Source organism: Streptomyces sp. NPDC036764, assembly GCF_055609385.1.
This window is the reverse complement of the sequence record NZ_JBVJPT010000016.1, coordinates 208,653-234,382: the sequence shown is the minus strand read 5'-3', so window position 1 is coordinate 234,382 and position 25,730 is coordinate 208,653. Positions and strand designations below refer to the sequence as shown.

At 71.6% G+C, this 25,730-nt stretch carries 21 protein-coding genes; 11 read left to right on the top strand and 10 right to left on the bottom strand.

The annotated features are described in order from the left end of the window. Nucleotides 1-265: 265 nt before the first annotated feature. From ACZ69Q_RS39390 to ACZ69Q_RS39375, 4 genes are all read left to right on the top strand, one after another. Nucleotides 266-1,030 (top strand): IclR family transcriptional regulator, encoded by a 765-nt coding sequence (locus ACZ69Q_RS39390; RefSeq protein WP_471051988.1) that lies wholly within the window; start codon nt 266-268, stop codon nt 1,028-1,030. Nucleotides 1,031-1,408: 378 nt separating this feature from the next. Continuing rightward, a complete protein-coding gene (locus tag ACZ69Q_RS39385; RefSeq protein ID WP_471051986.1) occupies nt 1,409-2,203 on the top strand; it encodes an MIP/aquaporin family protein in 795 nt (264 codons plus the stop codon). A gap of 97 nt (nt 2,204-2,300) precedes the next feature. After that, nucleotides 2,301-3,842 carry a glycerol kinase GlpK gene (gene glpK, locus ACZ69Q_RS39380; RefSeq protein ID WP_471051983.1) on the top strand — a complete coding sequence of 514 codons (1,542 nt, stop codon included), beginning with the start codon at nt 2,301-2,303 and terminating at the stop codon, nt 3,840-3,842. 49 nt (nt 3,843-3,891) lie between these two features. Then, entirely contained in the window at nt 3,892-5,508 is a 1,617-nt protein-coding gene (locus tag ACZ69Q_RS39375) for a glycerol-3-phosphate dehydrogenase/oxidase (protein ID WP_471051980.1), read from the top strand. A 304-nt stretch (nt 5,509-5,812) separates the two neighbouring features. On the opposite strand, the gene ACZ69Q_RS39370 is transcribed toward ACZ69Q_RS39375, so the two are convergent. Both ACZ69Q_RS39370 and ACZ69Q_RS39365 read right to left on the bottom strand, forming a co-directional pair. Further along, nucleotides 5,813-6,682: a TIGR03620 family F420-dependent LLM class oxidoreductase gene (locus ACZ69Q_RS39370; protein ID WP_471051977.1), complete on the bottom strand. Its 870-nt coding sequence runs from the start codon at nt 6,680-6,682 to the stop codon at nt 5,813-5,815. Between the two features lie 70 nt (nt 6,683-6,752). Next, nucleotides 6,753-7,085, bottom strand: a complete 333-nt coding sequence (locus ACZ69Q_RS39365) for an ArsR/SmtB family transcription factor (RefSeq protein WP_471051975.1) — start codon at nt 7,083-7,085, stop codon at nt 6,753-6,755. Between the two features lie 97 nt (nt 7,086-7,182). Here ACZ69Q_RS39365 and ACZ69Q_RS39360 point away from each other — a divergent pair, with 97 nt between their 5' ends. Further along, complete coding sequence (locus tag ACZ69Q_RS39360; RefSeq protein ID WP_471051972.1) at nt 7,183-7,854, top strand: FadR/GntR family transcriptional regulator; 672 nt, start codon at nt 7,183-7,185, stop codon at nt 7,852-7,854. Nucleotides 7,855-7,986: 132 nt separating this feature from the next. Here ACZ69Q_RS39360 and ACZ69Q_RS39355 read toward each other — a convergent pair whose 3' ends face one another. After that, on the bottom strand, nt 7,987-10,446 hold the full coding sequence (locus tag ACZ69Q_RS39355) for an NACHT domain-containing protein (RefSeq protein ID WP_471051970.1): 2,460 nt from the start codon (nt 10,444-10,446) through the stop codon (nt 7,987-7,989). Nucleotides 10,447-10,793: 347 nt separating this feature from the next. On the opposite strand from ACZ69Q_RS39355, the gene ACZ69Q_RS39350 reads away from it, so the two are divergent. After that, entirely contained in the window at nt 10,794-11,720 is a 927-nt protein-coding gene (locus ACZ69Q_RS39350) for a PAC2 family protein (protein ID WP_471051967.1), read from the top strand. 76 nt (nt 11,721-11,796) lie between these two features. Here ACZ69Q_RS39350 and ACZ69Q_RS39345 read toward each other — a convergent pair whose 3' ends face one another. Beyond that, nucleotides 11,797-12,771, bottom strand: a complete 975-nt coding sequence (locus ACZ69Q_RS39345; RefSeq protein ID WP_471051964.1) for an SMP-30/gluconolactonase/LRE family protein — start codon at nt 12,769-12,771, stop codon at nt 11,797-11,799. A gap of 312 nt (nt 12,772-13,083) precedes the next feature. On the opposite strand from ACZ69Q_RS39345, the gene ACZ69Q_RS39340 reads away from it, so the two are divergent. Together ACZ69Q_RS39340 and ACZ69Q_RS39335 are read left to right on the top strand one after the other, a co-directional pair. Beyond that, nucleotides 13,084-14,808 (top strand): S8 family peptidase, encoded by a 1,725-nt coding sequence (locus ACZ69Q_RS39340; RefSeq protein WP_471051961.1) that lies wholly within the window; start codon nt 13,084-13,086, stop codon nt 14,806-14,808. Between the two features lie 35 nt (nt 14,809-14,843). After that, the gene (locus ACZ69Q_RS39335) at nt 14,844-15,488 is read left to right on the top strand and encodes a hypothetical protein (RefSeq protein ID WP_471051959.1); all 645 of its coding nucleotides are present in this window, start codon (nt 14,844-14,846) and stop codon (nt 15,486-15,488) included. A 73-nt stretch (nt 15,489-15,561) separates the two neighbouring features. Here ACZ69Q_RS39335 and mshC read toward each other — a convergent pair whose 3' ends face one another. From mshC to ACZ69Q_RS39315, 4 genes are all read right to left on the bottom strand, one after another. Further along, nucleotides 15,562-16,791, bottom strand: a complete 1,230-nt coding sequence (mshC, locus tag ACZ69Q_RS39330) for a cysteine--1-D-myo-inosityl 2-amino-2-deoxy-alpha-D-glucopyranoside ligase (protein WP_471051956.1) — start codon at nt 16,789-16,791, stop codon at nt 15,562-15,564. A 111-nt stretch (nt 16,792-16,902) separates the two neighbouring features. Continuing rightward, nucleotides 16,903-17,721, bottom strand: coding sequence for an SCO1664 family protein (locus tag ACZ69Q_RS39325; RefSeq protein ID WP_471051954.1), 819 nt, complete (start codon nt 17,719-17,721; stop codon nt 16,903-16,905). Further along, on the bottom strand, nt 17,685-18,275 hold the full coding sequence (locus tag ACZ69Q_RS39320) for a DUF3090 domain-containing protein (RefSeq protein WP_471051951.1): 591 nt from the start codon (nt 18,273-18,275) through the stop codon (nt 17,685-17,687). Before ACZ69Q_RS39320 ends, ACZ69Q_RS39325 begins: the two co-directional genes overlap by 37 nt. 99 nt (nt 18,276-18,374) lie before the next feature. Further along, a complete protein-coding gene (locus ACZ69Q_RS39315) occupies nt 18,375-19,061 on the bottom strand; it encodes a histidine phosphatase family protein (protein ID WP_471051948.1) in 687 nt (228 codons plus the stop codon). Between the two features lie 62 nt (nt 19,062-19,123). On the opposite strand from ACZ69Q_RS39315, the gene ACZ69Q_RS39310 reads away from it, so the two are divergent. Further along, entirely contained in the window at nt 19,124-20,122 is a 999-nt protein-coding gene (locus ACZ69Q_RS39310) for a magnesium and cobalt transport protein CorA (protein WP_471051945.1), read from the top strand. 18 nt (nt 20,123-20,140) lie between these two features. Here the strand turns inward: ACZ69Q_RS39310 and ACZ69Q_RS39305 are convergent, their stop codons facing one another. Further along, a complete protein-coding gene (locus ACZ69Q_RS39305; protein ID WP_471051943.1) occupies nt 20,141-20,929 on the bottom strand; it encodes a ferritin-like domain-containing protein in 789 nt (262 codons plus the stop codon). A gap of 236 nt (nt 20,930-21,165) precedes the next feature. Further along, nucleotides 21,166-22,221 carry an LLM class F420-dependent oxidoreductase gene (locus tag ACZ69Q_RS39300; RefSeq protein WP_471051940.1) on the bottom strand — a complete coding sequence of 352 codons (1,056 nt, stop codon included), beginning with the start codon at nt 22,219-22,221 and terminating at the stop codon, nt 21,166-21,168. A gap of 185 nt (nt 22,222-22,406) precedes the next feature. Here ACZ69Q_RS39300 and ACZ69Q_RS39295 point away from each other — a divergent pair, with 185 nt between their 5' ends. Further along, complete coding sequence (locus ACZ69Q_RS39295; RefSeq protein WP_471051937.1) at nt 22,407-23,390, top strand: aldo/keto reductase; 984 nt, start codon at nt 22,407-22,409, stop codon at nt 23,388-23,390. Then, nucleotides 23,387-25,609 (top strand): helix-hairpin-helix domain-containing protein, encoded by a 2,223-nt coding sequence (locus ACZ69Q_RS39290; protein WP_471051934.1) that lies wholly within the window; start codon nt 23,387-23,389, stop codon nt 25,607-25,609. The genes ACZ69Q_RS39295 and ACZ69Q_RS39290 overlap by 4 nt, the downstream gene beginning before the upstream one ends. Nucleotides 25,610-25,730: the final 121 nt, after the last annotated feature.

Below are 25,730 nucleotides of genomic sequence, written 5' to 3'. Positions count from 1 at the left end.
GGCTTTGCACCCATCACGGAACGGTCCGGGGCGGGCGCACGCCGCCAGCGTAACCGGGACCACGCGGAAGTGGTCAGGCAGTCCACGACGCGGGACGAGGATGACGACAGGGTCGATCTCCGGCCACGGGTGCGGCAACACGAGTGAACGGATGCTGACCGACCATTAGCGAGAGGTCGGCATCGACCGGTAGTGTTCGACATTGCCGAACGGCGGCAGCGGCGTCGCAGGGTCGACGGTCGAAGGGGACGGAGGCAGCACGGCGATGGCACGGAACATCCAGTCGCTCGAACGGGCGGCCGCGATGCTGAGGCTTCTCGCGGGCGGCGAGCGACGCCTCGGCCTGTCGGACATCGCCTCCTCACTGGGCCTCGCCAAGGGCACCGCCCACGGGATCCTGCGCACCCTCCAGCAGGAGGGCTTCGTCGAGCAGGACGAGGCCTCGGGGCGCTATCAGCTCGGCGCCGAGCTGCTGCGCCTGGGCACCACCTACCTGGATGTGCACGAGCTACGGGCGCGCGCCCTGGTGTGGACGGACGACCTGGCCCGCTCCAGCGGGGAGAGTGTCTATCTGGGCGTCCTGCACCAGCAGGGCGTCCTGATCGTCCACCACGTCTTCCGCCCCGACGACAGCCGGCAGGTCCTGGAGATCGGCGCCATGCAGCCGCTGCACTCCACGGCGCTCGGCAAGGTCCTGTCCGCGTACGACCCGGTCGCGCACAGCGAGGCGATCGAGGCCGACCGCAAGGCGTTCACGGACCGCACGATGTGCGAACTGGACGGCTTCGAGCACATCCTCGACATGACACGCGCGCGTGGGTACGCCGCCGACGTCGAGGAGACCTGGGAAGGTGTCGCCTCCGTGGCCGCCCCCATCCACGACCGGCGCCGTATGCCGGTCGGCGCGGTCGGCATCACCGGCGCCGTGGAGCGCCTGTGCCGGGACGGCGAGCTGCGTCCCGATCTGATCGCGGCGGTGCGGGACTGTGCGCGCGCCGTGTCACGGGATCTGGGCGCGGGACGGTTCTGAGCGCCGTACGGACAAATGGTTACTGACCGGGACGGCATAGGACGTTCCGGTCTTCGGCATAACCACGCATAGTCGAGCGAATCGCCCGCCGGGAACACACCGTGCTCCCTACGCGCCAGTACGCATCCGATCGATCAGTGTCGACAAATCAACACATCCGATAACGATCGAGCATTCGATAACAGGACCCTTGACGCACGCCTTACGCCAGGGCAAGACTCCCGTCCATCGGTCGGCATTGTCGAACACCTACCGGCAATACGCGCTAGAGTGTGACAGTGCCAAGGGCCGGCATCGCCCTCACCCCCGAGGGCAACGCGAACCACCGGTGGGACCCGGGGTTCGGCTTCCCCTGGACGAAGGACAAAGGAGTCGCGGGTGTCCAGCTCCGACATCTTCATCGGCGAGACCATCGGTACCGCCATACTCATCCTGCTCGGCGGTGGCGTCTGCGCCGCCGTCACGCTGAAGGCCTCCAAGGCCCGCAACGCCGGCTGGCTCGCCATCACCTTCGGGTGGGGCTTCGCAGTGCTCACGGCGGTCTACACCTCGGCGCCGCTGTCCGGCGCCCACCTGAACCCGGCAGTGACCGTCGCGCTCGCGATCAAGGACAACGACTGGAGCAACGTTCCGACGTACTTCGCCGGACAGCTCCTCGGCGCCATGATCGGTGCCGCCCTGGTCTGGGTCGCCTACTACGGCCAGTTCCACGCCCACCTCACCGACAAGGAGATCGTCGGTGGTCCGGGCGCACAGGCCACGGCCGCCAAGGCCGTCGAGGCCCAGGAGAAGGGCGCAGGACCGGTCCTGGGCATCTTCTCCACCGGCCCCGAGATCCGGAACGTGGTCCAGAACCTCGCCACGGAGATCATCGGCACGGTCGTGCTGGTGCTCGCGGTTCTCACGCAGGGCCTGAACGACAGCGGCAAGGGCCTGGGCACCCTGGGCGCCCTCGTCACCGCACTCGTCGTCGTCTCGATCGGTCTGTCCCTCGGCGGCCCGACCGGCTACGCGATCAACCCGGCCCGTGACCTCGGTCCGCGCATCGTGCACGCCCTTCTGCCGCTGCCCAACAAGGGTGGCTCCGACTGGGGCTACGCCTGGATCCCGGTGGTCGGTCCGCTCATCGGCGGCGCCATCGCGGCAGGCATCTACAACGTCGCATTCGCTTAAGAACAGTGAGCTTCACCCATCCGGGTGAGATGCACCGAAACTCTCAGCGCGCGCCGTACGTAAAGCCCCATAACCACGGAACTCCCAGGAGCTAACAGTGACCGACGCCCACACCGCCGGCCCCTTCATCGCCGCGATCGACCAGGGCACCACCTCGTCCCGCTGCATCGTCTTCGACCGCGACGGCCGCATCGTCTCCGTCGACCAGAAGGAGCACGAGCAGATCTTCCCGAAGCCGGGCTGGGTCGAGCACAACGCCAACGAGATCTGGACCAACGTCCAGGAGGTCGTCGCCGGAGCCGTTCAGAAGGCCGGCATCACCCGTGACGACATCAAGGCCATCGGCATCACCAACCAGCGCGAGACCACCGTGCTGTGGGACAAGAACACCGGTGAGCCCGTCCACAACGCCATCGTCTGGCAGGACACCCGCACCGACGCGCTCTGCAAGGAGCTCGGCCGCAACGTCGGGCAGGACCGCTTCCGCCGTGAGACCGGTCTCCCCCTCGCCTCCTACTTCGCCGGTCCCAAGGCCCGCTGGCTGCTGGACAACGTCGAGGGTCTGAAGGAGCGCGCCGAGGCCGGCGACATCCTCTTCGGCACCATGGACACCTGGGTCATCTGGAACCTGACCGGCGGTGTCAACGGCGGCAAGCACGTCACCGACGTCACCAACGCCTCCCGCACCATGCTGATGAACCTGCACACCATGGAGTGGGACGAGAAGATCGCCGAGTCGATCGGCGTGCCGCTGCAGATCCTGCCGGAGATCCGGTCCTCCGCCGAGGTCTACGGCGAGGTCACCGGCGGCAAGCTGGGCGACCTGCTCGGCGGCATCCCGGTCGCCTCCGCGCTCGGCGACCAGCAGGCGGCCCTGTTCGGCCAGACCTGTTTCTCCGAGGGCGAGGTCAAGTCGACGTACGGCACCGGCACCTTCATGGTGATGAACACCGGTGACAAGATCATCAACTCCTACGCGGGCCTGCTGACCACGGTCGGCTACAAGATCGGCGAGCAGCCGACGGTGTACGCCCTGGAGGGCTCGATCGCCGTCACCGGTTCGCTGGTGCAGTGGATGCGCGACCAGATGGGCCTGATCTCCACCGCCGCCGAGATCGAGACGCTCGCGCTCTCGGTCGAGGACAACGGCGGCGCCTACTTCGTACCGGCCTTCTCCGGCCTGTTCGCCCCGCACTGGCGCTCCGACGCCCGCGGCGTGATCGCCGGCCTGACCCGGTACGTCACCAAGGCGCACCTCGCGCGTGCCGTCCTGGAGGCGACCGCGTGGCAGACGCGGGAGATCGCCGACGCCATGGTCAAGGACTCCGGCGACGAGCTGGTGGCCCTGAAGGTCGACGGCGGCATGACCTCCAACAACCTGCTGATGCAGACCCTCTCGGACGTCCTGGACGCACCCGTGGTGCGCCCGATGGTCGCCGAGACCACCTGCCTCGGCGCCGCCTACGCCGCCGGTCTCGCCGTCGGCTTCTGGTCCGGTACCGACGAACTGCGCGCCAACTGGCGCCGGGCCGCCGAGTGGACCCCCCACATGGACGCGGACACCCGCGACCGTGAGTACAAGAACTGGCTCAAGGCCGTCGAGCGGACCATGGGCTGGATCGAGGACGACGAGAGCTGAGAGCAGTTCTCGCCAGCTCTCGAACTCTGATGAGGAGTAAGAACCCGAAATGACCAGTCAGACCACCCTGCAGTCCGTGCCTGCCCTCGGCACCCGCCCGGCCTCCGGCTTCAACCCGAGCCGAGCCGAGACCCGGGAGCAGCTCTCCAAGGCGTCGTACGACCTTCTCGTGATCGGCGGCGGCATCCTGGGCATCTCCACCGCCTGGCACGCCGCGCAGTCCGGCCTCAGGGTGGCTCTGGTCGACGCCGGCGACTTCGCCGGCGCCACCTCCTCCGCCTCCTCCAAGCTGCTCCACGGCGGTCTGCGCTACCTGCAGACCGGCGCGGTGAAGCTGGTGGCGGAGAACCACTTCGAGCGCCGTGCGGTCTCTCGCCAGGTGGCACCTCACCTGGCGAACCCGCTCACGTTCTACCTCCCCGTGTACAAGGGCGGGCCGCACGGCGCTGCGAAGCTCGGAGCGGGCGTCTTCGCCTACTCCGCGCTCTCCGCGTTCGGTGACGGCGTCGGTCACCTCCTGTCCCCCGCCAAGGCGGCGCAGGACGTGCCCGAGCTGCGCACCGACAACCTCAAGGCCGTGGCCGTGTACGGCGACGACCAGATGAACGACGCGCGCATGGCGCTGATGACGGTCCGCGGGGCCGTCGAGGCGGGCGCGGTCGTGCTCAACCACGCCGAGGTCACCGGCCTGCGCTTCACCAAGGGCCGGGTGACCGGCGCGGACCTGAAGGACCGCCTGTCCGGTGACGAGTTCGGCGTCAACGCCCGTCTCGTACTGAACGCGACCGGGCCGTGGGTCGACCACCTGCGCAAGATGGAGGACCCGAACGCCGCCCCGTCGATCCGGCTGTCGAAGGGCGCGCACCTGGTCCTGAAGCGGACGGCGCCCTGGAAGGCGGCGCTCGCGACCCCGATCGACAAGTACCGCATCACGTTCGCCCTGCCGTGGGAGGACATGCTGCTCCTCGGCACCACGGACGAGGAGTTCGAGGGCGACCCGGCGGATGTCGCGGTCAACGACAAGGACATAGCCCAGATCCTGGACGAGGCCGCGTTCTCGATCCGGGACCAGCAGCTCGACCGCGATCTGATCACGTACGCCTTCGCGGGCCTGCGGGTGCTGCCGGGCGGTCCCGGTGACACGGCGAAGGCCAAGCGCGAGACGGTCGTGACCGAGGGCACCGGCGGCATGCTGTCCGTCGCGGGCGGCAAGTGGACGACCTTCCGGCACATCGGCCGCACGATCATGAAGAAGCTGGAGGCGCTGCCGGGCCACCCGCTCGGCGACGACTTCGAGCCCATCTCCTCCCTCCCGAAGAAGCTGCCGCTGCCGGGTATCGCCAACCCGCGCGCGGTCGCCCACCGGCTGCTCACCGACCGCCCGGCACCGGGTCCGCGTATGGCGGCCGACACGGCGAAGCACCTGGCGACCCACTACGGCTCGCTCGCCTTCGACATCGCCCGCATCGCCAACGAGAACCCGGAGCTGGGCGAGCGCGTCCACCCGGACGCCCCGGAGATCTGGGCGCAGGTCGTCTACGCCCGGGACAACGAGTGGGCCGAGACGCAGGACGACGTGCTGCGCCGGCGTACGACGCTGACGATCCGGGGCCTTGCCACGGACGACGTCCGGGCGAAGGTGCAGGACCTGCTCGACAAGAAGTGACCTCGCAGGCGTCGGACGAGGTTTCTGCCGGATGAGCCTCTCCCGACGCCGGGTCCGGCCACTCCCCTGACCAGGCCGGACCGCATGAGGGCGGCCCCTTCCGCACCGGGGCCGGCCACGACCGAAAGGGGCGGCTCCCCGCCGATGGGGCCGCCCCTTTCGCGTGCCGTGGGAAGGCGCCGGGCGCCGAAGTCATCCCGGCAGGCACCGCGGCAGCACGCCGGCAACAGCCGCAGCAGCGGGCCGTGCACACGACAAGATCGCCCTCGACCTGGGCCAGTGCCCGCCCCGCCGGCAGCACTGGTCAGGGAAGCAGCGCCTCCCCGAGCCGCCTCCAGTGCGGCAGCGAGGTCGCGCCCGGCTCGGTGCCGATCACCTGGACGGCGACGTGGTCGGCGCCCGCTTCGACATGGGCTCGGAGCCTGTCCGCGATCGTCTCGGCGTCTCCCCAGAACACCAGATCGTCCACCAGGCGGTCGCTGCCGCCACCCCCGATCTCCTCGTCCGGGTAGCCAAGCCTGCGGAACTTGGCGACGTTGTAGGGCGAGTTGAGGTACGGCGTCAGATGTTCGCGTGCGGTCGCGCGGGCCTTGGCGGGGTCCGGCTCGAAGAGGACCGCGTGCTCGACGCCCAGGAAGGCGTCCGGCCCGAGGATCTCCCTGGCGCCCGCGGTGTGGGTCGTGTTGACGTGGTAGGTGTGGGCGCCGAGGGAGCGGTCCCGGGCCAGGGCGAGCATCTTGGGGCCGTACGCGGCAAGGACGCGGCGCACCGGGGACCCCGAGGCGGGGATGGGTGACTTCTCCGCGAGGGCGTCCAGTTCGTCGAGGTACCCGGCCATCGCCGCCAGGGGCTTGACGCCCGGCCTGGTCAGGCCGCCGAAGCCGAGGCCGAGCACATGCCGGTCCGGGTGGGCGTCGGCCAGCAGGGTGCTCGCGCCATGGGTCGCGACGGCCTCGCGCGCCCAGATCTGGGCGATGCCGTTGACGACGTGCAGCCGCTCGGTGGCGGCGAGGAGGAATCCGGCCTGGGTGAGCGCCTCGCGACCGCCCACCTCGGGGAACCACACCGCGCGCCAGCCCATCTCCTCCAGTTCCTGCACCGAGTCGCGCACCTGCGCGGCCGGCTGGTGCTCGAAGTCGAAGGTGTAGATGCCGAACGTTCCCAGGTTCATCATGCATCGAAATATCGCAGATTCTCGATATGAAGCGCAACAGACACGCCGGGCCGGGAGGACGTACGAACTCCTAGAGAGTCTGCCCGAGTTGGGCGAGCAGCCCGGCGATGCGCTCCTCGTCCCGCCGGTAGTGGGTCCACTTGCCCACGCGCGTCGCCCGCACCAGCCCCGCCCGCTGAAGCTCGGCCAGGTACGCCGACACCGTCGACTGGGCCAGCCCCGCCTTGGCCTGGATATGGCTCACACACACCCCGACCGTCACGGGATCCGCGATGGCCCGGTCCATGGGGAAGTGCCGCTCCGGCTCACGCAGCCACAGCAGCAACTGGAGCCGTACCGGATTCGACAGCGCCCGCAGGGCGCTGACCAGGTCGGGGTCCGGTGAGGTCGCTGCGTCGGCCATGGATCCGGAGTATAGGTCGGCCGCTCCATCGACCCCGCATAATGGCGAGAGACATCGGATGTCTTGCACGATATCCAGAACGACAGGGAGGCCCGCCATGGCAGTCACCGACGAGGCGATCGAGAAGATCAAGGGCATGATCGTCTCCGGAGCCCTGCGCCCCGGCGACCGGCTCCCCAAGGAGAGCGAGCTGGCCGCCGAACTCGGACTGTCCCGCAACTCCCTGCGGGAGGCCGTGCGCGCCCTGTCGCTGATCCGGATCCTGGACGTACGCCAGGGCGACGGCACGTACGTCACGAGCCTGGACCCGCAACTGCTGCTGGAGGCCATGAGCTTCGTCGTCGACTTCCACCGTGACGACACGGTGCTGGAGTTCCTCGCCGTGCGCCGCATCCTGGAGCCGGCGGCCACGGCGATGGCCGCGTCCCGGATCAGCGAACAGCAACTGAGCGCGCTGTCGGCTCAGTTGGAGAAGCTGGGCGACGCCCCGTCGGTGGAGGAACTCGTCGCCTGCGACCTGGAGTTCCACCGTGGCATCGTGCAGAGCTCCGGCAACTCCGTGCTGTGCTCGCTCCTGGACGGCCTGTCCGGACCGACGACCCGGGCGCGCATCTGGCGGGGGCTGACCCAGGAGGACGCGGTCAGCCGGACCCTGCACGAGCACCGGGCGATCCTGGCGGCACTGCGGGACCGGGACGCGGAGGCGGCGCGGTCCTGGGCGACCGTGCACATCGCGAGCGTGGAGCAGTGGCTGCGGTCGACGCTGTGAGTCGGCGCCGGGGTCGCCACCAGGGTCGGCGTGACCATCGAAATCGACTTCGGTCAGGCGCCGGCTTCGGCCCCGGATCAGGCGCCGGCTCGGCTCAGGCGCCCGGCCCCGGATCAGGTGCCCGGCCTCGGCTCACGCGTCGGCCTCGGCGAGGCGGTGCTGCAACTCGATGTGGCGGAACTGGTAGACGGCGCCGGTGCGGCGCAGGACACCTCGGTGTTCGTGGGCGTCGGCGAGGAAGGCCATGAGGTCGAAGGGCGCCTTGGCACGCAGGGCCAGATAGCAGCGCGCGACGGCGTAGCGGGTCCAGGCCGACTGGCGGATCCCGATGGCCAGCCCCGTCAGCAACGAGGGGATGAGCCCCACCACGTAGGCCCACTGCCCGCTCTCGACGGCGCTCGCGCCCCACACTCCCGTCGATCCCCAGACGGTGGCGCACCAGCCCTGAGTGCCGATCACCACAGCGCCGACCACCACCGCCGTCAGCACACAGGTGCCGATCGTGCGCCGGTCGTTGACGAGGAGGGCGCGGCCCTCGACGCCGACGCCGAGGTCGACCGGGACCGTCCGCAGGCCGTTCAGGAGCAGACAGGCCACCGCGAACACCGCGCCCACCTGCAGTGCCGCCCAGCCCGCCGCGACGGGATCGGCGGGCGCGATGTACACCCCGGTGGACCCGCCCGAGAGCACGTCCGCGAGCAGACCCTCCAGCAGGATGCTGCCCCCGAGGAGCAGCCCGCCCAGCAGCCCTCGGCACACGCCTCGCCGACTCCACTGCCAGCGCACCCGGGCAACAGGACACGCGGGGTCCGTGCCCACGCCGTCCCGTCCGACGACCGCCGCCGTGACGCCGTAGAGCAGGGCGCTGACGGTTCCGCAGGCGTTGTCGAAGCACAGTCCGTAACAGATCGCGGCCGCGAACCCCGTCGCCGGAAGTCTCCAGTCCCAGTCGGCGGGCAGCCTCACGTCGGTCCGGCGGCCGACGGCGAACCCGCAGATGATCACTCCGACGAGCGCCAGGGAACCACCGTCGGCCAGGCGGCGCAGCACGACTTCGGCGGGGATGTCGGGAGCGACGACCGCTGCGCACAGCAGCGTGGCGGTCAGGGCCGCCGCCAGGCCCCCCGCCAGGCCGCCGCAGATCCCGGCCGCCACGACCCCGAGCCCTCCGCGCTCCTCCCATCGCGGCAACGACTCCAACTGCGGTGCGAAGGAGTGGACGACCTCCATGGCCACGCCCTCGACCAGCCATCCCAGCGCGCCCAGCAGGACACCGGCCAGCACCTGGGGCAGGGCGCCCGGCACGGCATGGCCCAGCTTCCACCACGCCACCTCGGCGGCCCCGTCCGCACCGCGCTCCATGTGCCGCGCCAGAAACCGCAGCGCATGCCGCGCCTCGCGCACGGTCCACGGGCACGGCCGCTCCGCCCGCGGCCGGTACGCGGCGTCGACGAACGCGTCGAACAGATGGCGCTCCACCGCCGCACGCGTCGGACACCGCAGCAGCTCGGCCGGGTCGGGCAGTTCCCCCTCGCGCTCCCCCGGCCGCGGGTTGTACACCGACCGTGCCAGCGAGAGGGTCAACGGGCTCGTGAGCGCCCTCGCCACCGGCGTGCCCGTGCCCAGCGCCGCCACCACCGGCGCCCACCGAGCCGCGGCCGGTGTGCCTTCGCCGCCCGCGTCCCGCAGCAGATAGCGGGCGACGTCGCCGGCATTCAGCGGCTCCAGTTCGATCCCGGCCATGCCGGACAGCCGCGCCGGCACTCCCGTAAGGGGCCGCAGCGCTGCCCGGTACTCGGCCGGGCGGCTCGACAGCACCAGCCCGCGGCCGTACGGCAACGCCTCACCGATCCGGTGCAGCGCCAACCCGCCCATTCCGGCGGGCAGTTCGTCGAACCCGTCCAGCACCGGGAGCACCAGCCGCCGCTCCAGCAGCATCCGGGCGAGCGAGACGTACCCGTACTCCCCCGGCGCGGGCGCGCCCAGCTCGGCGTGGTCCTGCACCAGCTTGCGCTCCATCCAGCCCTGCAGATCCACCTCCGTCGGATTCCAGGAGGCCAGCGGGAAGAGCACGGGCACCGGATCGCCGGCCGCGCGCTCCTCGATCAGCGCGAGCAGCAGCCGTACGAGCAACAGCGTCTTGCCCGAACCCGGAGCCCCCAGCACCAGCAGCCGCGGATCGGGCGACCGGTCCGCGAGGATCGTGCCGATCTCGCCGTCCCGGCCCGCCAGGCCCTGTGTCACCTCGGCCAGGTCGGCATCGGCCCCGTGCCAGGCGACCGGCAGCGGATACGGGTCCGCCAGCCGCCGCGCCCGCGCCTCCGCCTCCCACTGCCGGCCTACGGCGACGGCGAGCCGGTCGGCGATCGCGCCGGGGTCCGTCGGGGTGGACGCCGCCTCGGCGCGGTCGGCCCGGTAGGCGCTCCACGCGAGGTAGGCGCCGGCCAGGGTCGGCAGCAGCGCGGCGACCACGGCCGCCGGGTCCTCGACGCGCGGCGCGACCAGCAGTGCCCCCAGCGTCCCCACCCCGAGCAGCGTCAGATACACGATCCCGACCCGCCGTACATGGGACCTGGGGGCAACTCCGCTCACTCGACGAAGAGTTCCGCAGCCGCTGACGCGCCCGGGGCCGTTCCGGGCATGGCCACACGAGTGGGTGACCGCTCGCAGTGCCGGTCGGGCATCGAACCTCTGAATGATCATCCGACGTAAGATGCGGTCATGCGTACGGTGGCCTGAACATGACCTGAGCAGTCGTCGAACGGCCCTGATCAGCGCTCCCGCCCACCCGGACACAGCTCGGATGACTGCGGGGTGTTCCAGGGGGACGAACGGGGCAGTGATCCGTTCACGCCCCCGTGCAAGGGGGCTGCGGGCGCCCCCGCCGCACGCCGTAAGGTTGGTTCGTCAGGCGAGGGCACGTCGGAAGGAGGCACTGGGTGATCGAGCTCGAGGGGGTTCCCGAGCTGATCGACCCGGTCATGGTGGCCGCGTTCGAGGGCTGGAACGACGCCGGCGACGCCGCCTCCACCGCGGTCGCGCATCTGGACAGGGAGTGGAAGGGCGAGGTCTTCGCGGCGCTGGACGCCGAGGACTACTACGACTTCCAGGTGAACCGCCCCACCGTGTGGATGGACGCGGGCGTCCGCAAGATCACGTGGCCGACGACCAGGCTCTCCGTGGTCCGGGTCGGCGGCGAGAAGCCGCGTGACCTCGTACTCGTCCGAGGCATCGAACCGTCCATGCGATGGCGCTCGTTCTGCAACGAGCTCCTCGGTTTCGCGCACGAGCTGGGCGTGGAGCTGGTGGTCATCCTGGGCGCCCTGCTCGGCGACACCCCGCACACCCGTCCGGTCCCGATCAGCGGCACCACGTCCGACCCGGACCTGGCCCGCCGCATGGATCTGGAGGAGACCAAGTACGAGGGCCCGACGGGCATCGTCGGTGTCCTCCAGGAGGCGTGCACCCACGCGGGCGTACCGGCCGTCAGCCTGTGGGCCGCCGTACCGCACTACGTCTCGCAGCCGCCCAACCCGAAGGCGACGCTGGCGCTGCTCAACCGGCTGGAGGACCTCATAGACCTCCGCATCCCGCTGGGCGAGCTGCCCGAGGACGCGCGCGCCTGGCAGGTCGGCGTGGACCAGTTGGCCGCCGAGGACAGCGAGGTCGCGGAGTACGTGCAGACGCTGGAGGAGGCCCGCGACACCGCGGAGCTGCCGGAGGCGTCGGGCGACGCGATCGCGCGCGAGTTCGAGCGGTATCTGCGGCGCCGGGACGGCGGTCCGTCGACCGACGACCGTACGCGGCCCCCGATGCCTCCGAAGCCGGGCAACAAGGACGACGAAGAGGACTCGTCGGAGGACTGAGGCTCGCGGAGCCGGAGTGAGGGCGGTGCGCTGTGCTGCGCATCGCCCTCAGTCGTGACTCAGGTCATCGTGTCCGTCACGCGGGCACGGAGATCACGTCGTACGTCGTCTCCGGCGTCGGCGTCGTGGTGAAGCGCGCGTTGGGCAGGTAGAGGCGGCCGTTGTGAGCGGCCACCGTGGTCGGCACGTCGAACCGCGGGTCGGTGATACGGCGTTGGAAGGCGCCGCTGCGGCCGTCGGCGGCGAGCTCGAAGACGTCGATGGCGTTCTGCCGGTTCTGGACGACGTACAGCGTGCGCCCGGTCAGCAGCAGACCGTCGCCGTTGGTGAGCGGTGCCGCGTCGCCGAGGTCGACGAGCCGGGTGACGCCGGTGCGCGGGTCCACGCGGTGCAGGCCGCCGACCCCGGACTGCACGGCCAGCAGCGCGGAGCCGTCGGGCGTGGCGGTGATGCCGTTGGCGTTGACGACCTCGCCGGCGACCTGGGTCCAGTCGCCGCTCAGGGTGATCGTCACGACGTCGTCCGTGTCCGGCAGCTCGCCGTGCCGGCCGAGCGGCAGGGCGTACAGCGCGGGCTGGAAGGAGTCGGTGAACCAGGCCGTGCGCGCGGTGAGGAACACGTCGTTGGCGAAGGTCGGGGTCGCCGTGGTCAGCACGTACGAGGCGAGGATCTCGCCGGTGCGGGCGTCCACCACGCGGGCGCCCTGGCCGCGTCCGGCGACGAACAGGCGTCCCCGGTGGTCGAGTTTGAGGCCGACCGAGGGCGTGCCGGGTCCGGCCGAGATGATCGAGCCCGCGCCGGTGCGCAGGTCGGCGCGGTAGAGGGAGCCGTCGCCGAGGGAGCCGAGGTAGGCGTACGGTCCGCTGCCGATGGCGATGCCCTCGGGGCGGAAGCCGTCCGGCAGGCGGATCGCGGTGGGCCGGGGCTTTCCGGCCGCGGCTGCGGGGGTGCCGGCGGTTCCCACGAGTACGGCACCCGCGGTGGCGGCGCCGGCCGTGAGGAGTCTGCGGCGGGTCGGGTGAGGTGCGAAGGAGCGGTGTTCGTGGGCCACTGTGCGTCCTTCCGCGGACAGGACCGGCCCAAGGCCGGTCCAACGTTTCAACTGACTCCTCCACCCCACCACACACCCGGCGCCTCCACAGCCGAGGACGGCGTCTCGACAGGGACTGGACAGGAGCTGGCCGGATTATGGCGTGACATCTCTTTCCGGACGGATTGCACACGTTGCCCAATTCAACTTGTGCTCAAACCACGTTGACGAAAACGCTCTGGACGGACCGGGCCGCGCGTGCTTGGTTGTCCACCGAAGGCGCGCCGCACCACCCGCACTTGGCAACCCCAGGACCGAAGGGAGCGGCAGACCATGACCGACCAGGGACAGCCGGCGCAGGGCCCGGGAGCGGCCGGGCCGGGGCCCGACGGAGCGGGATTCACCTATCGAGGAGCCGAACCTGAACTGATCGTCGTCGCCCGTTCCGAGGCCCGGCTGCGGGCTCGGGCCGAGGGCGTCCGGTCGGTCGCGGGCGCGGACGTGTCGGCCCTCAACATGTTCCTCAGTGACGAACAACTCGTGCTGGAGCCGCTGTTCGGCAGCGAGGAACGGCTTCAGCAGACCATGGGCGCCCAGGACGTGCCCGACCTGGCGCTGTTCTACCGGGTGCGCGGCGGGGAGAGCCGGGCCGAGGAACTGCGGGCCCGTATCGCCGCGTTGCCGGGGATCGACACGGCTTATGTGAAGCCGGGCGCGGTGCCGGCCGCCTTCGGGCAGGTCGGGGAGGGCAGCGGGCGCCTGAAGGAGGGCACGCCGGTCACGCCCGACTACAGCGGCCGGCAGGGCTATCTGCGGCCCGCGCCCGAGGGCGTCGACGCGTACTGGGCCTGGCAGCGGCCGGGCGGCGCCGGTCAGGGCGTGACCGTGATCGACGTCGAGGGTTCCTGGCAGCTCGGCCACGAGGACCTGGCGGGCAAGCTGGCCGGTGTCGTCGTCGGCACCCCGCTGACGGACCTGGCCTGGCGCAACCACGGCACCGCCGTGATCGGCGTGATCGGCGGCGACCGCAACGAATTCGGCGTCACCGGCATCGTGCCGGAGACGGTGACCGCGGCCGCGTCGTTCCAGGGCATCGGCACGGCGGCCGCGATCCACGCGGCGGCCGACCGGCTCGGGCCCGGCGACATCGTGCTGGTCGAACTGCACCGCCCGGGCCCCCGGTTCGAGTTCGCCGACCGCGACGACCAGCGCGGCTACGTCGCACTCGAATGGTGGCCGGACGACTACGCCGCCGTCCGCCACGCCACCGCCAAGGGAGTGCTGGTCGTGGCAGCCGCGGGCAACGGCGGCGAGTCCCTCGACGACGCCGTGTACGAGCGCCGCCCGGACGAGTTCCCGCAGTGGTGGCGCAACCCGTTCAACCCGTCCAACCCGTCCTCCGGGGCGGTCCTGGTCGGCGCGGGCGCCCCGCCCCCCGGCACACACGGCCGCGATCACGGCCCGGACCGCTCCCGGCTCGCGTTCTCCAACTTCGGTGCCCGGGTGGACGCGCAGGGCTGGGGCCGCGAGGTGACGACGACCGGCGGCTTTTGGGACGGGCCTGGCGACCTCCAGGGCGGACCCGAGGAGATCGCCTGGTACACCGACACGTTCTCGGGGACGTCGTCCGCCTCCCCGGTGGTGGTCGGCGTGCTGGCCGCGCTCCAGGGCATGCTCAGGGCCGCCGCCCAGCCGCCGATGTCCCCGGAGCGGGCGCGTGCGGTGCTGCGGGCGACGGGTTCCCCGCAGCAGGACGCGCCGGGCCGCCCGGCTTCCCAGCGGGTCGGCAACAGGCCCGACATCAAGGCGGCGGTCACCTATCTGCTGCCGCAGGCGGTCGGCTCCGGCCTCGCCGAGCGGTACTGGGACGAGTTGCTGCCGTATCCGCGCGAACTTCCGCCCCGGCTCCGGCTGTTCGTGGCCGGTGAGTGGCGGAACCTGAACCATCCGTCCCCCGAGATCCGCCAGGCGGTCCATACCGCCTTCGCGGGGGGACGGCCAGAGGTCCGAGTGTGGTTCTCGGACGACGAGATCGTCGGCTTGGTGATCACCGGCTGACGCAGCCCATCACATCAAGGGAAGGTGACACCCGTATGAGCACCACCCCGCAGATGAGTCACATGGGACAACAGCAGGGCCAGCAGTTCCCGAGCACGTCGCCGTATCAGCAGCCCTTCGGCCAGCAACAGGGCTCCGGCCAGCAACAGGGCTACGGGCAGCAGCAGGGCTCCGGGCACCAGCAGGGCTACGGCCAGCAGCAGGGACCCGGGCACCAGCAGGGCTACGGCCAGCAGCAGCCGTACGGCATGAGCGGCTCGCTGGAGCAGCTCCGGCAGCTCGGCCAGCAGCAGCCGTTCCAGCACCTGCTCCAGCAGCTCGGCCAGCCGCAGGGCTACGGGCAGCAGCAGAGCCACGGCCAGGCGCTCCAGGGCGAGCAGCAGCAACAGGAGTCCGAGCAGCAGGTGCTGCAACTGATGCAGCAGGTCACGCAGGCCGCCGTCCAGCAGGCACCGCAGGCCGGCATCGCGGACGGCTACATCGACGTCGTCCAGCCGCTGCCGGGGCAGCCGTCGCAGATCTTCCTGCGCATCAACGGCGTCTTCCGGGTCTTCAACAACCCGAACCCGCAGACCCATGACCAGGTCCAGGAGGCCTTCGCGTTCGGCCACCAGGTCGTCGGCGTCTGGGACGGCGCCCAGCCGCTGGTCCTGCGGAGCATCCAGATCCGCAGGATCTGACCGGCACCTGAAACAGGGGCGCTTCCACCCACGGGTGGAGGCGCCCCTCTCTCATGTCGAGTGTCGAGCCCTGCTACAGGGCCACGCCCAACAGCGCGTCCACGGCCCGCGAGACGACACCGGGGGCGCCGATGTCCGTGCCGCCCTCAGAGTCCTGCCGGGCCGCCCAGCGGTCGACCGCGGCGAGCGCGGCCGGGGCGTCGAGGTCGTTCGCCAGGGCGTCGCGGATCTCCTCGACGACCGCCTGCGCGTCCGGTCCGTCGGGCCGGGACACCGCGGCACGCCAGCGGCCGAGGCGGTCCACGGCGTCCTGGAGCACCTGGTCGGTCCACTCCCAGTCGGCCCGGTAGTGGTGGGCGAGGAGGGCGAGCCTGATGGCGGCCGGGTCGACGCCGTCGCGGCGCAACTGGGACACGAAGACGAGGTTGCCCTTGGACTTGGACATCTTCTCGCCGTGCAGGCCGACCATGCCCGCGTGGACGTATGCCTTGGCCATGGGGAACTCGCCGGTCAGCACCTGGGCGTGCGAGGCGCCCATCTCGTGGTGCGGGAAGGCGAGGTCGGAGCCGCCGCCCTGGACGTCGAAGCCCATGCCGAGGTGGTCGAGGGCGATGGCGACGCACTCGATGTGCCAGCCGGGCCGCCCGCGCCCGAGCGAACCGCCGTCCCAGTCGGGCTCGCCCGGGCGAGCGGCCATCCACAGCATCGGGTCGAGCGGGTTCTTCTTGCCGGGCCGCTCGGGGTCGCCGCCGCGCTCGGCGGACAGCAGGCGCATCGCGGCGGCGTCGAGGTTCGACACCTGGCCGAAGTGGGGGTCGGACTCGACGGAGAAGTAGATGTCGCCGTCGAGTTCGTACGCGGCGCCCGCGTCCCGCAGCCGCTCGACGAGCGGGACGATCCCGGGTATCGCCTCGACGGCGCCGATGTAGTGCTGCGGCGGCAGCATGCGCAGCGCGGTCATGTCCTCGCGGAAGAGGGCGGTCTCCTTCTCGGCGAGGGCGACCCAGTCGATGTCGTCGCGCTGCGCCCGCTCCAGGAGCGGATCGTCGACGTCGGTGACGTTCTGGACGTAGTGAACCTGCCGCTTGGTGTCGAGCCACACGCGCTGCACGAGGTCGAACGCGTTGTAGGTCGCCGCGTGCCCCATGTGGGTCGCGTCGTACGGCGTGATGCCGCAGACGTATATACGGGCGACGGGACCGGGGTCCAGGGTGACGAGACCCTCGGTCGCGGTGTCGTGGATCCTCAGGTCGCGGCCCTGACCGGGCAGGACGGGGACCTCAGAAGCGGGCCAGGCATACATGTCTTGAGCCTAACCGGACGGATGTTCCGTACACGAACCGGACCGGGCCGGATGGCCGGGAAGGCGTTCTTGCGCGACACCGGCCAATGTGCTTCCCGCCGGAGGCCGCTGCTAGACGGGCGGCCACGGAATGGCCGGCCACTCACCGCTCGGCTCCGGGTGCCTGCCGGAGGCGAGCAGGGCGTCGACACGCGCGCGCGTGGCGTCCACCTCCGCGGCGGTGATCAGCCCGGCCAGCCGTACGGCCAGCGCGCCGCCCTCCTTCAGCCCGTCCCGCAGGGCCCCGAGCACCTCGACGGCCTCCGGCGTGAGCGGCTCCCCCGCCCAGCCCCACAGCAGCGTCCGCAGCTTGTTCTCGGCGTTGAAGGTGACGCCGTGATCGATGCCGTAGAGCCGGCCGTCCTCGGTGGGCAGCAGATGGCCGCCCTTGCGGTCGGCGTTGTTGATCACGGCGTCCAGCACGGCGAGGCGCCGCAGCCGCTCGTCGTCGGCGTGCACCAGCAGCGCGGTCCTGCCCTCGCCGACCTCGGCGAGGCCGATCGCCTTCCAGCCCTCCTCGGGCTCCTCGCCGTCCACCAGCGCGAGCAGTTCCGCCTCGGGGGTCACCTCGATCCACAACTGGCACATGCCCTCGCCGTACGGCCCGTCGCGCAGCACGGTGGGCGGTACGAGTCCCCAGCCGGTCGCCTCGGAGACCTCGTACGCGGCGACCTCGCGCCCTGCCAGGGTGCCGTCGGGGAAGTCCCACAGCGGCCGCTCACCGGCGACCGGCTTGTACACGCAGGTCGCCTCCCGGCCCTCGTGCGCGACGGTGCAGTACAGGGCCGCGTTGGACGCCTCGCGGATGCGTCCGCGCACCGTCAGCTCACCCTCGGTGAGCAGTTCCACCGAGGTCACGCTCCGCGGCGGTATCCGTTCTGGCGCGGACATACGTGTCCTTCCGGGTCGAGCGGGAGGCTGCACAGCGGACACGGCGGCCGCCCGGCGTTGACGACGTCCAGGGCACGCTTGGCGAAAGCCCTCGCCTGCGCGCCGGTGAGCCGGACCCGCAGCATCGGGGGCCCGTTCTCCTCGTCCTGGAGCAGCCTCTCCTCGGCCTCGGCGAGGTCCTCCTCGGAGTCGGCGTCGAGCTCCACGAGTGCCTGCGCCTCGACGATCATGCGCTGTTCCTCGCCGTCCCAGGCGAGCGCCATGGTGCCGACGCGGAACTCCTCCTCGACGGGGGTGTCGAGCGGGCGGGTGTCGGCGACCTCGCTGGGCGCCATGGCGGGGACGGCGGCGCTGCCGCCACTACGCCGTACGACCTCGTCGAGCAGTTCGTCCATGCGCTCGGCGAGTGCGGCGACCTGGGTCTTCTCCAGGGCCACGCTGGTCACCCGGGAGCCGGCGACGGCCTGGAGGAAGAACGTACGGCGTCCGGGCAGTCCTACCGTGCCGGCCACGAAGCGGTCCGGGGGGTCGTAGAGGAACACCTGACGGGACACGTCCTGTCTCCATTGGAATCGTGGGTACGACGAATCGTGAGTACGACGAATCGTGACTGCGGTGCTGCTTCGACCGCTTCACCCTACTGCGCCCGACGATCACGGTGCGCCCGCGCCGCCCCCGACCGTCGCGTCCGCGGCCGGCGGCTCCTCGCGCGGGGCGAGGGACGCGAAGTCACCGGTGTCCCCGAGTCGTACGAGGAACGGCCTCAGGCGTGTGTAGCGGATCGCGGTGATGGAACACGGTTCAACGGAAATCCTCTGGAAGAGGTCGAGATGAAGACCGAGTGCGTCCGCCACGAGGGACTTGATGACGTCGCCGTGCGAGCACATCACGTAGACGGCGTCCGCGCCGTGATCGCGCTCCACACGCGCGTTCCACTCCCGTACGGCCTCGGCGGCGCGGGTCTGCATGGCCCGCATCGACTCCCCGCCGGGGAAGGCCGCCGCCGACGGATGGGCCTGCACGACCTCCATCAGCGGCTCGTCCTTGAGGTCGGCGAGCTTGCGGCCGGACCAGTCGCCGTAGTGGCACTCCCCGATCCGGTCGTCGACGTGCGCGGTGAGTTGGGGCCGGGCGTCCAGCAGCGGCCGGATCGTCTCCTGGCAGCGCTGCAGCGGGCTGGTGACGACCTCGGAGACCGACAGCGCGGCGAGCCGTGCGGGCAGTGCGGCGGCCTGCTGGGCCCCGCGCTCGTCGAGGGCGACGCCGGGCGTCCACCCGGCGAGCACTCCCTCGGTGTTGGCGGTGGAACGTCCGTGCCGGACCAGGATCAGCGTGGGCATGCCGCCCAGGGTAGGCGCACGACGGGGTGCGTTCGGGGGCGGAGGGCGGGAGAATACGCTCCGTGATCGTCGACTGCGCCATCTACCGGGACGGGCGCCGCACGGAGGGGCCCGCGGACTTCTCCGACGCCCTGGATCTGTGCCGTCTCCAGGACGACGCGTTCGTCTGGATCGGCCTGTACGAACCCACCGAGAAGGAGTTCGACAAGGTCACCGAGGAGTTCGGGCTGCACCCGCTGGCCGTGGAGGACGCGCTCAACGCGCACCAGCGGCCCAAGCTGGAGGTGTACGACGACTCGCTGTTCATGGTCCTCAAGCCGGTCGGCTACGAGGCGAAGAGCGACATCGTCTCCTCGGGCGAGGTGATGGTCTTCATCGGCGACTCGTTCGTGGTGACCGTCCGGCACGGCGAGGAGGCGCCGCTGGGGGCCGTCCGGGCCCGTCTGGAGCACGAGCCGGAGATGCTGCGGCACGGTCCCACGGCGGTGCTGTACACGATCGCCGACGCGGTGGTCGACCACTACGTGGACGTGGCGGGCGAGTTGGGCACGGACCTGGCGGAGCTGGAGGCGGAGGTGTTCTCGCCGACCGGCGGCGGCTCCCGGCACACGGCCTCGCGCATCTACGCCTTCAAACGGCAGATCATGGAGTTCCGCAGGGCCACCGGCCCGCTCGCGCAGCCGGTGTCCCGGCTCGCGGGCACGGGTCTGATCGGCGCGCGCGTGCCGTTCGTGCACGACAAGGCGCAGCCCTTCTTCCGCGACGTGAGCGACCACCTCACGCGCGTGAACGAGTCCGTGGAGGGCCTGGACCGGCTGGTGTCCGACGTCCTGTCGGCGCATCTGGCGCAGATGAGCGTCCGGCAGAACGACGACATGCGGAAGATCTCCGCGTGGGCGGCCATGGCCGCGGTCCCCACGATGGTCGCGGGGATCTACGGCATGAACTTCGAGCACATGCCGGAGCTGCACTGGACCGGTTCGTATCCGGTGCTGATCCTGGCCCTGGCCGCCGTCGAGGTGCTGCTGTACCGGCTGTTCAAACGCCGCGGCTGGTTGTAGCCGGCCGGGTGGTGCGCGTCAGGCGAACTCGGGTGCCGAGGCGGCGGGCCCGCCGAGGGCGTCGCGTCGTTCCGGCATCGCCAGGGACACCATGCGTCGCCAGCCCGCGAACCGCTCCCAGGCGTACACGCCGTGGATGCCCGCGGCGAGCACGGCGGCCTTGGCCCGGGGCCAGCCGAGGACGCGTCCCATGTGCTCCATCACCGCGAGGCTGACGTCCCGGTAGACGCGGATCTCGGCGAGGGCGCACGCGCGCAGGGTGGACTGGATGAGCCGGCCGTGCCCGGCGGCCGCGAAGCGCAGCAGTTCCTCGTGCGTGTACGCGAGGTGGTTGTCCTCGTCGCCGGAGATCATCCGGACGGCCTTGCCGATCACGGGGTGGTCGGCGAAGTACTTGCGGAGCATGATCATTTGTTCGGCGGCGCGCTGCTCGGTGACCCGGCTGTGGGCGAGGTAGGTGATGATGTCGTCGACCGTGAGCGGCTTGTCGGCCTTGAGTTTCTCGTGGGCGAGGCCGATGCCGTGCTTCTCCAGAAGCATCGTGTAGTCGGTGTCCGGCGGGACGGGTACGGGTTCGAGGCCGCGCTTCTTCAGCAGGGCGTTGAAGATCCGCCCGTGCTTGTCCTCGTCCGCACCGTGCCGGGTGATCTTGGGGGCCATGGCGCGCTCGCTGTCGGGCACGAGCGCGGCGATGCGCGCGTTCTCCCAGCCGCCCTGGGACTCGCCGCTGGCGGCGATCGAGCAGAACAGCCGGAAGGACTCGTCGTTGTCGAGGATCTCCTGGAACAGACTCTTGGCCGAAAGCATCGTGGGGCACCTCTCTCGGGACGCCGCAGGACTCCGCAAAGAACGAGTCAAATGCGGCGAGAGGGCCGCTGCAACAGCTCAGTCGGACAACTCCGCCAAAAGAATGACCATCGGGGTCACGACAGGGCGTAACCGGGTGGGCACGCGCGCGTTGTTCTGCGTAACGGCCGTGGCGGGGAAGACCCCCGAGCCCCCACCACGGCCGCTGAAACTTCCCCAGGCCTGCGGCGCCCGCGTCACGCCAGTCCGGCACGCTCCAGGGCCTCGCTGCCGGCGCGCAGCGAGGCGAGCCGCTCGTCGAGCGTGAAGCCGGCCGGCGCCAGCGACAGGGTGGTGACCCCGGCGGCCGCGTAGGCCTTCATCCGGTCCGCGATGCGCTCGACGGAGCCGAGCAGCGTGGTCTTGTCGATCAGGTCCTGCGGTACGGCGGCCGCGGCGCCCTGCTTGTCGCCGGAGAGGTACTTGGTCTGGATCTCGGCGGCTTCCTTCTCGTACCCCATGCGCTGGGCGAGCTGGTTGTAGAAGTTCTGCTTGGGGCTGCCCATGCCGCCGACGTACAGCGCGGTGTAGGGGCGGAAGGTGTCGGCGAGCGTGGCCACGTCCTTGTCGTCGCCGACGGCGAGCGGCAGGGTCGGGCAGATGTCGAACCCGTCCAGGGTCTTGCCGGCCTTCTCGCGCCCGGCGCGCAGGTGCTTGACCGTGGTGTCCTCCAGGTGGTCGGCGGAGGGGAAGATCACCAGGGCGCCGTCGGCGATCTCGCCGGTCTGCTCCAGGTTCTTCGGGCCGATGGCGGCGATGTACAGCGGGATGTGCTCACGCTGCGGGTGGACGGTCAGCTTGATCGGCTTGCCGGGGCCGCCGGGCAGCGGCAGCGTCCAGTGCTGTCCCTCGTACGTCAGGCGCTCGCGCGTCATGGCCTTGCGGACGATCTCGACGTACTCACGCGTGCGTGCCAGCGGCTTGTCGAACTTGACGCCGTACCAGCCCTCGGAGACCTGCGGTCCGGAGACGCCGAGGCCGAGCCGGAAGCGGCCGCCGGACAGGGAGTCCAGGGTCGCGGCGGTCATCGCGGTCATCGCCGGCTGGCGGGCCGGGATCTGGAAGATGGCGGAGCCGACGTCGATGCGCTCGGTCTGGGCGGCGACCCAGCTAAGCACGGTGGCCGCGTCCGACCCGTAGGCCTCGGCGGCCCAGCACACGGCGTAGCCCAGCCGGTCGGCCTCCTGCGCGACGGCGAGATTGTCCGCGTCCATTCCGGCACCCCAGTAGCCGAGGTTGATCCCGAGCTGCATGGCCGATCCCCTTACCGATCAGTAACGTCCCTTGTGGGCCAGACCTTAGCGCGGGGGGCCACTCGCGGGGAGGCCGATGTGGCGGGCGTCGCCCGACTGCCCCCGCGCATCCTCGCCAACCGTCCGGGAAACTGGTTATCCACAGGCCCCCACATGGCAGGTTCTGGCCAGTAATCTCGGCGTTCATGGAGCAGAGGCATCTCGGCCGCACCGGCCTGCGCGTGTCCCGGATCGGGCTCGGCACCCTCACCTGGGGCAGGGACACCGACGAGCACGACGCCGCGGACCTCATGAAGACGTTCTGGGAGGCGGGCGGCACCCTCGTCGACACGGCGGACGTGTACGGCGACGGGGAGGCCGAGTATCTGCTCGGGCGGCTGATGGAAGGGCTGATCCCGCGGCGGGACCTGGTCATCTCGACGAAGGCGGGCAGCGTTCCCGACCCTGACCGCCGCTTCGACGGCTCGCGCGGCCATCTGCTCTCCGCGCTGGACGCCTCGCTGGCCCGGCTCGGCACGGAGTACGTCGACGTCTGGCACATCCACGCCTTCGACCCGTACACCCCGCTGGAGGAGACCCTCCAGGCGCTCGACCTCGCGGTCAGCAGCGGCCGTGCGCGCTATGCCGGTGTCTCCAACTTCTGCGGCTGGCAGCTCGCCAAGGCAGCGACCTGGCAGCTCGCGGCGCCCGGCATACGCACCCGGCTGGCGAGCACACAGCTCGAGTACTCCCTGCTCCAGCGCGGTGTGGAGCGCGAGGTGCTGCCGGCCGCGCTCGATCTCGGCATCGGCATGCTGCCCTCGTCCCCGCTCGGCCGAGGCGTGCTCACCGGCAAGTACCGCAACGCCACGCCGGCCGACTCACGCGGCGCCTCTGAGCATCTGGCGCCGTTCGTCGCGCCGTACCTCGACGACACGGCGAGCCGGATCGTGGACGCCGTGCAGACGGCGGCCGACGGGCTGGCCGTCTCCCCGCTCCAGGTCGCCCTCGCCTGGGTCCGCGACCGGCCCGGTGTGACCGCGCCCGTCATCGGCGCGCGCAACGCACAGCAGCTCACGGCGGCGTTGTCAGTGGAGGCCCTTAGTCTTCCTGACGAGATCTGCCGGGCGCTCGACGACGTGTCGGCGCCCGTGCACCGCTATCCCGATCACGACTGGAGCACGCTGTGAGCACGGAGCCACCCGAGACCACGGAGGACACGGAGCCGGGGACGCCGGGGGCCGCCGCCCGGGACGAGGCCGCCGCTTCGAGGTCGGGAGGCGAAGGCGCGGACGGCACATCCGCCGATGGCGAGAAGGTCACCGGGGCCGAGTCGGACACCGTCGAAGGTGAAGCCTCGCAGAGCGCCGCACAGCAGTCGGAGGCCGAGGCCGAGCTCGCCGCTCAGCGAGTCGAGCGGGAGCGGATCGAGCGGCGCAAGGCCGAGAAGACAGCGCCCGTCGCCAGCGGGGCCAAGCTCAGCGGTCAGGCCGCCGATCTCCTCGCCGCCGTACGGGCCGTGGAGAGCGGTGCGAAGCCCACGGCGACCGTCTTCAGCGAGCCGGAGCCACCGCGTCGCCCCGCTCCCGAGCAGACCCGCCGGCCCGAGCCCGCACCGGTGTCCGCCTCGCCCGCGGCCCCCGCGCCCGAGTCCGTCGAGTCGGTGCGGGGCGTGCTGTCCGACGGCGGCGCCCCGCAGGCGCTCGCCGCGCAGGCCGCCGCCGTGCTCGGTGAAGGCGCCGCCGACCAGTTGCGCGCGGATCCCTGGCAGTTGCTGCGCCTCGCGGGCGTACGGCCCGAGCAGGCCGACGGGTTCGCCCGTGCGCTGCTCGGCGCGGAAGCCGGACCGGACGACGAGCGGCGCGGCCGGGCTGTCACCAACTGGCTCCTGGAGCAGGCCGCGCTGGCCGGGCACACGGCCCTGGAGCTGCCGGCGCTCATCGCCGCGCTGGCGCAGCGGGGCGTACCGGACGCCGATACGGCGGTGCAGAACACCCTGGCCGAGGGGGAGGCGCTGGCCTTCCAGGACGCCCTGGACGAGCCCGGCGCCCCCGCCCGGCAGGACGAGGAGGCGGAGGAGGGCGAGGAGCGGCCGGTCCGTGTCCTGGTCGGCCTGGAGCGGTACGCCCTCGCGGAGGAGAGCCTCGCCGACGGGCTGGGCCGGCTGATCAACTCGGCGCCCAAGCAGGACGGTTCGGCCGAGGAGTGGGAGCGGGCGGCGGGCGGCGCGGGTTCCGCCGCGGAACTGATCCGGGCTGTCGGGGCCCATGGCCTGGTCCTGCACACCGGCGGGGAGGCGTCCCGCGCCGAACCGGCGGCGCTGCTGCGTGCCGCGCGGGTTCTCGGACTGCGCGCCTGGGCAGCCACGCAGAGCTCGCTGGGCCGGGAGCGCTTCTCGGCGCTGCTGAGCGGGCCCGGCGACCCCGCCGACCCCGCCGGGACGGGGTCCGTGCCCGGCGTCGCCACCGTGGCCGGTCTGCTGTCCGGCGCCGAGGGGCCCGGCCGGGACGCGGACGGGGCGTTCGACCTCGATCTGCTCGTCGTGCTCGACGCACCCCAGCTCGACGTGGAGACGGCCGCGCTGCTCACGGAGTCACTGCCGGACGGGGCCCGGCTGGTGCTCGCCGGGGATCCCGGAGTGTTGTGGTCGGCGGGGCCCGGGCGGGTGTTCGCCGATCTGCTGGCGGCCAGGGTCTGCCCGCAGATCGCCTCGCGCCGGCCTGATCCCGGCCCGCTGGGCGAGCTGGTGTCCGGGGTCGGCATCGGCGAGCTGAACCAGGTCGAGGCGCCGGGCAAGGAGGTCGTGATCGTGCCGGTGCGGGACGCGGGCGAGGCCGTGCACCGCACCGTGCAGCTCGTCGCGGACTCGGTGCCGCGTGCGATCGGCGTCCCGGCGGAGCAGACCCAGGTGATCACACCGGGCCATGGCGGCGCGGCCGGCACTCGCGCGCTCAACGCCGCGCTCAAGGAGCGTCTCAACCCGGGCCCCGGCCGCTTCGGCGGCTTCGACCCCGGCGACCGCGTCGCGTACTCCCCCGCGCCGGGACGTACGGTGCTCGGCCAGGTGGTGAAGGCCGACGCCGAGGGGCTGCACCTGTCCTGCGCCGGCGAGGCCGTGGTCGTACCGAAGGAGCGGGTGGAGCAGTCCGTGCGGCACGGCTGGGCGCTGACCGCCCACCAGGCGGCGGGTGCCCGCTGGCCCGCGGTCGTCGTGGTCCTCCCCGGCGACGCGGCCCAGGCCCTGAGCCGCCCGTGGGTCTACACGGCGTTCAGCCGTGCCGACCGCCACCTTTCCGTGGTTCACGGCGTCGAGCAGGCCCTCGCCCGGGCGGTCACCGAGGTTCCGGCCAAGCCGCGGACGACCCGGCTGCCGGCGCTGCTGGCACCGCAGCCGGCGGCGGCCGACTGACTTTTCGGCGACACACGAAAGCGGGGGGGGGGGGGGGGGGGGGGGGGGGGGGGGGGGGGGGGGGGGGGGGGGGGGGGGGGGGGGGGGGGGGGGGTGGGGGGGGGGGGGGGTGGGGGTAGTC

Coding starts and splice junctions, on each gene's coding strand:
- ACZ69Q_RS39360 (WP_471051972.1), top strand. CDS start 7,183: ATGGCAGTCACCGACGAGGCGATCGAGAAGATCAAGGGCATGATCGTC.
- ACZ69Q_RS39300 (WP_471051940.1), bottom strand. CDS start 22,221: ATGCAGCTCGGGATCAACCTCGGCTACTGGGGTGCCGGAATGGACGCG.
- ACZ69Q_RS39340 (WP_471051961.1), top strand. CDS start 13,084: ATGACCGACCAGGGACAGCCGGCGCAGGGCCCGGGAGCGGCCGGGCCG.
- ACZ69Q_RS39325 (WP_471051954.1), bottom strand. CDS start 17,721: ATGTCCGCGCCAGAACGGATACCGCCGCGGAGCGTGACCTCGGTGGAA.
- ACZ69Q_RS39370 (WP_471051977.1), bottom strand. CDS start 6,682: ATGATGAACCTGGGAACGTTCGGCATCTACACCTTCGACTTCGAGCAC.
- ACZ69Q_RS39390 (WP_471051988.1), top strand. CDS start 266: ATGGCACGGAACATCCAGTCGCTCGAACGGGCGGCCGCGATGCTGAGG.
- ACZ69Q_RS39305 (WP_471051943.1), bottom strand. CDS start 20,929: ATGCTTTCGGCCAAGAGTCTGTTCCAGGAGATCCTCGACAACGACGAG.
- ACZ69Q_RS39365 (WP_471051975.1), bottom strand. CDS start 7,085: ATGGCCGACGCAGCGACCTCACCGGACCCCGACCTGGTCAGCGCCCTG.
- mshC (WP_471051956.1), bottom strand. CDS start 16,791: ATGTATGCCTGGCCCGCTTCTGAGGTCCCCGTCCTGCCCGGTCAGGGC.
- ACZ69Q_RS39335 (WP_471051959.1), top strand. CDS start 14,844: ATGAGCACCACCCCGCAGATGAGTCACATGGGACAACAGCAGGGCCAG.
- ACZ69Q_RS39375 (WP_471051980.1), top strand. CDS start 3,892: ATGACCAGTCAGACCACCCTGCAGTCCGTGCCTGCCCTCGGCACCCGC.
- ACZ69Q_RS39315 (WP_471051948.1), bottom strand. CDS start 19,061: ATGCCCACGCTGATCCTGGTCCGGCACGGACGTTCCACCGCCAACACC.
- ACZ69Q_RS39295 (WP_471051937.1), top strand. CDS start 22,407: ATGGAGCAGAGGCATCTCGGCCGCACCGGCCTGCGCGTGTCCCGGATC.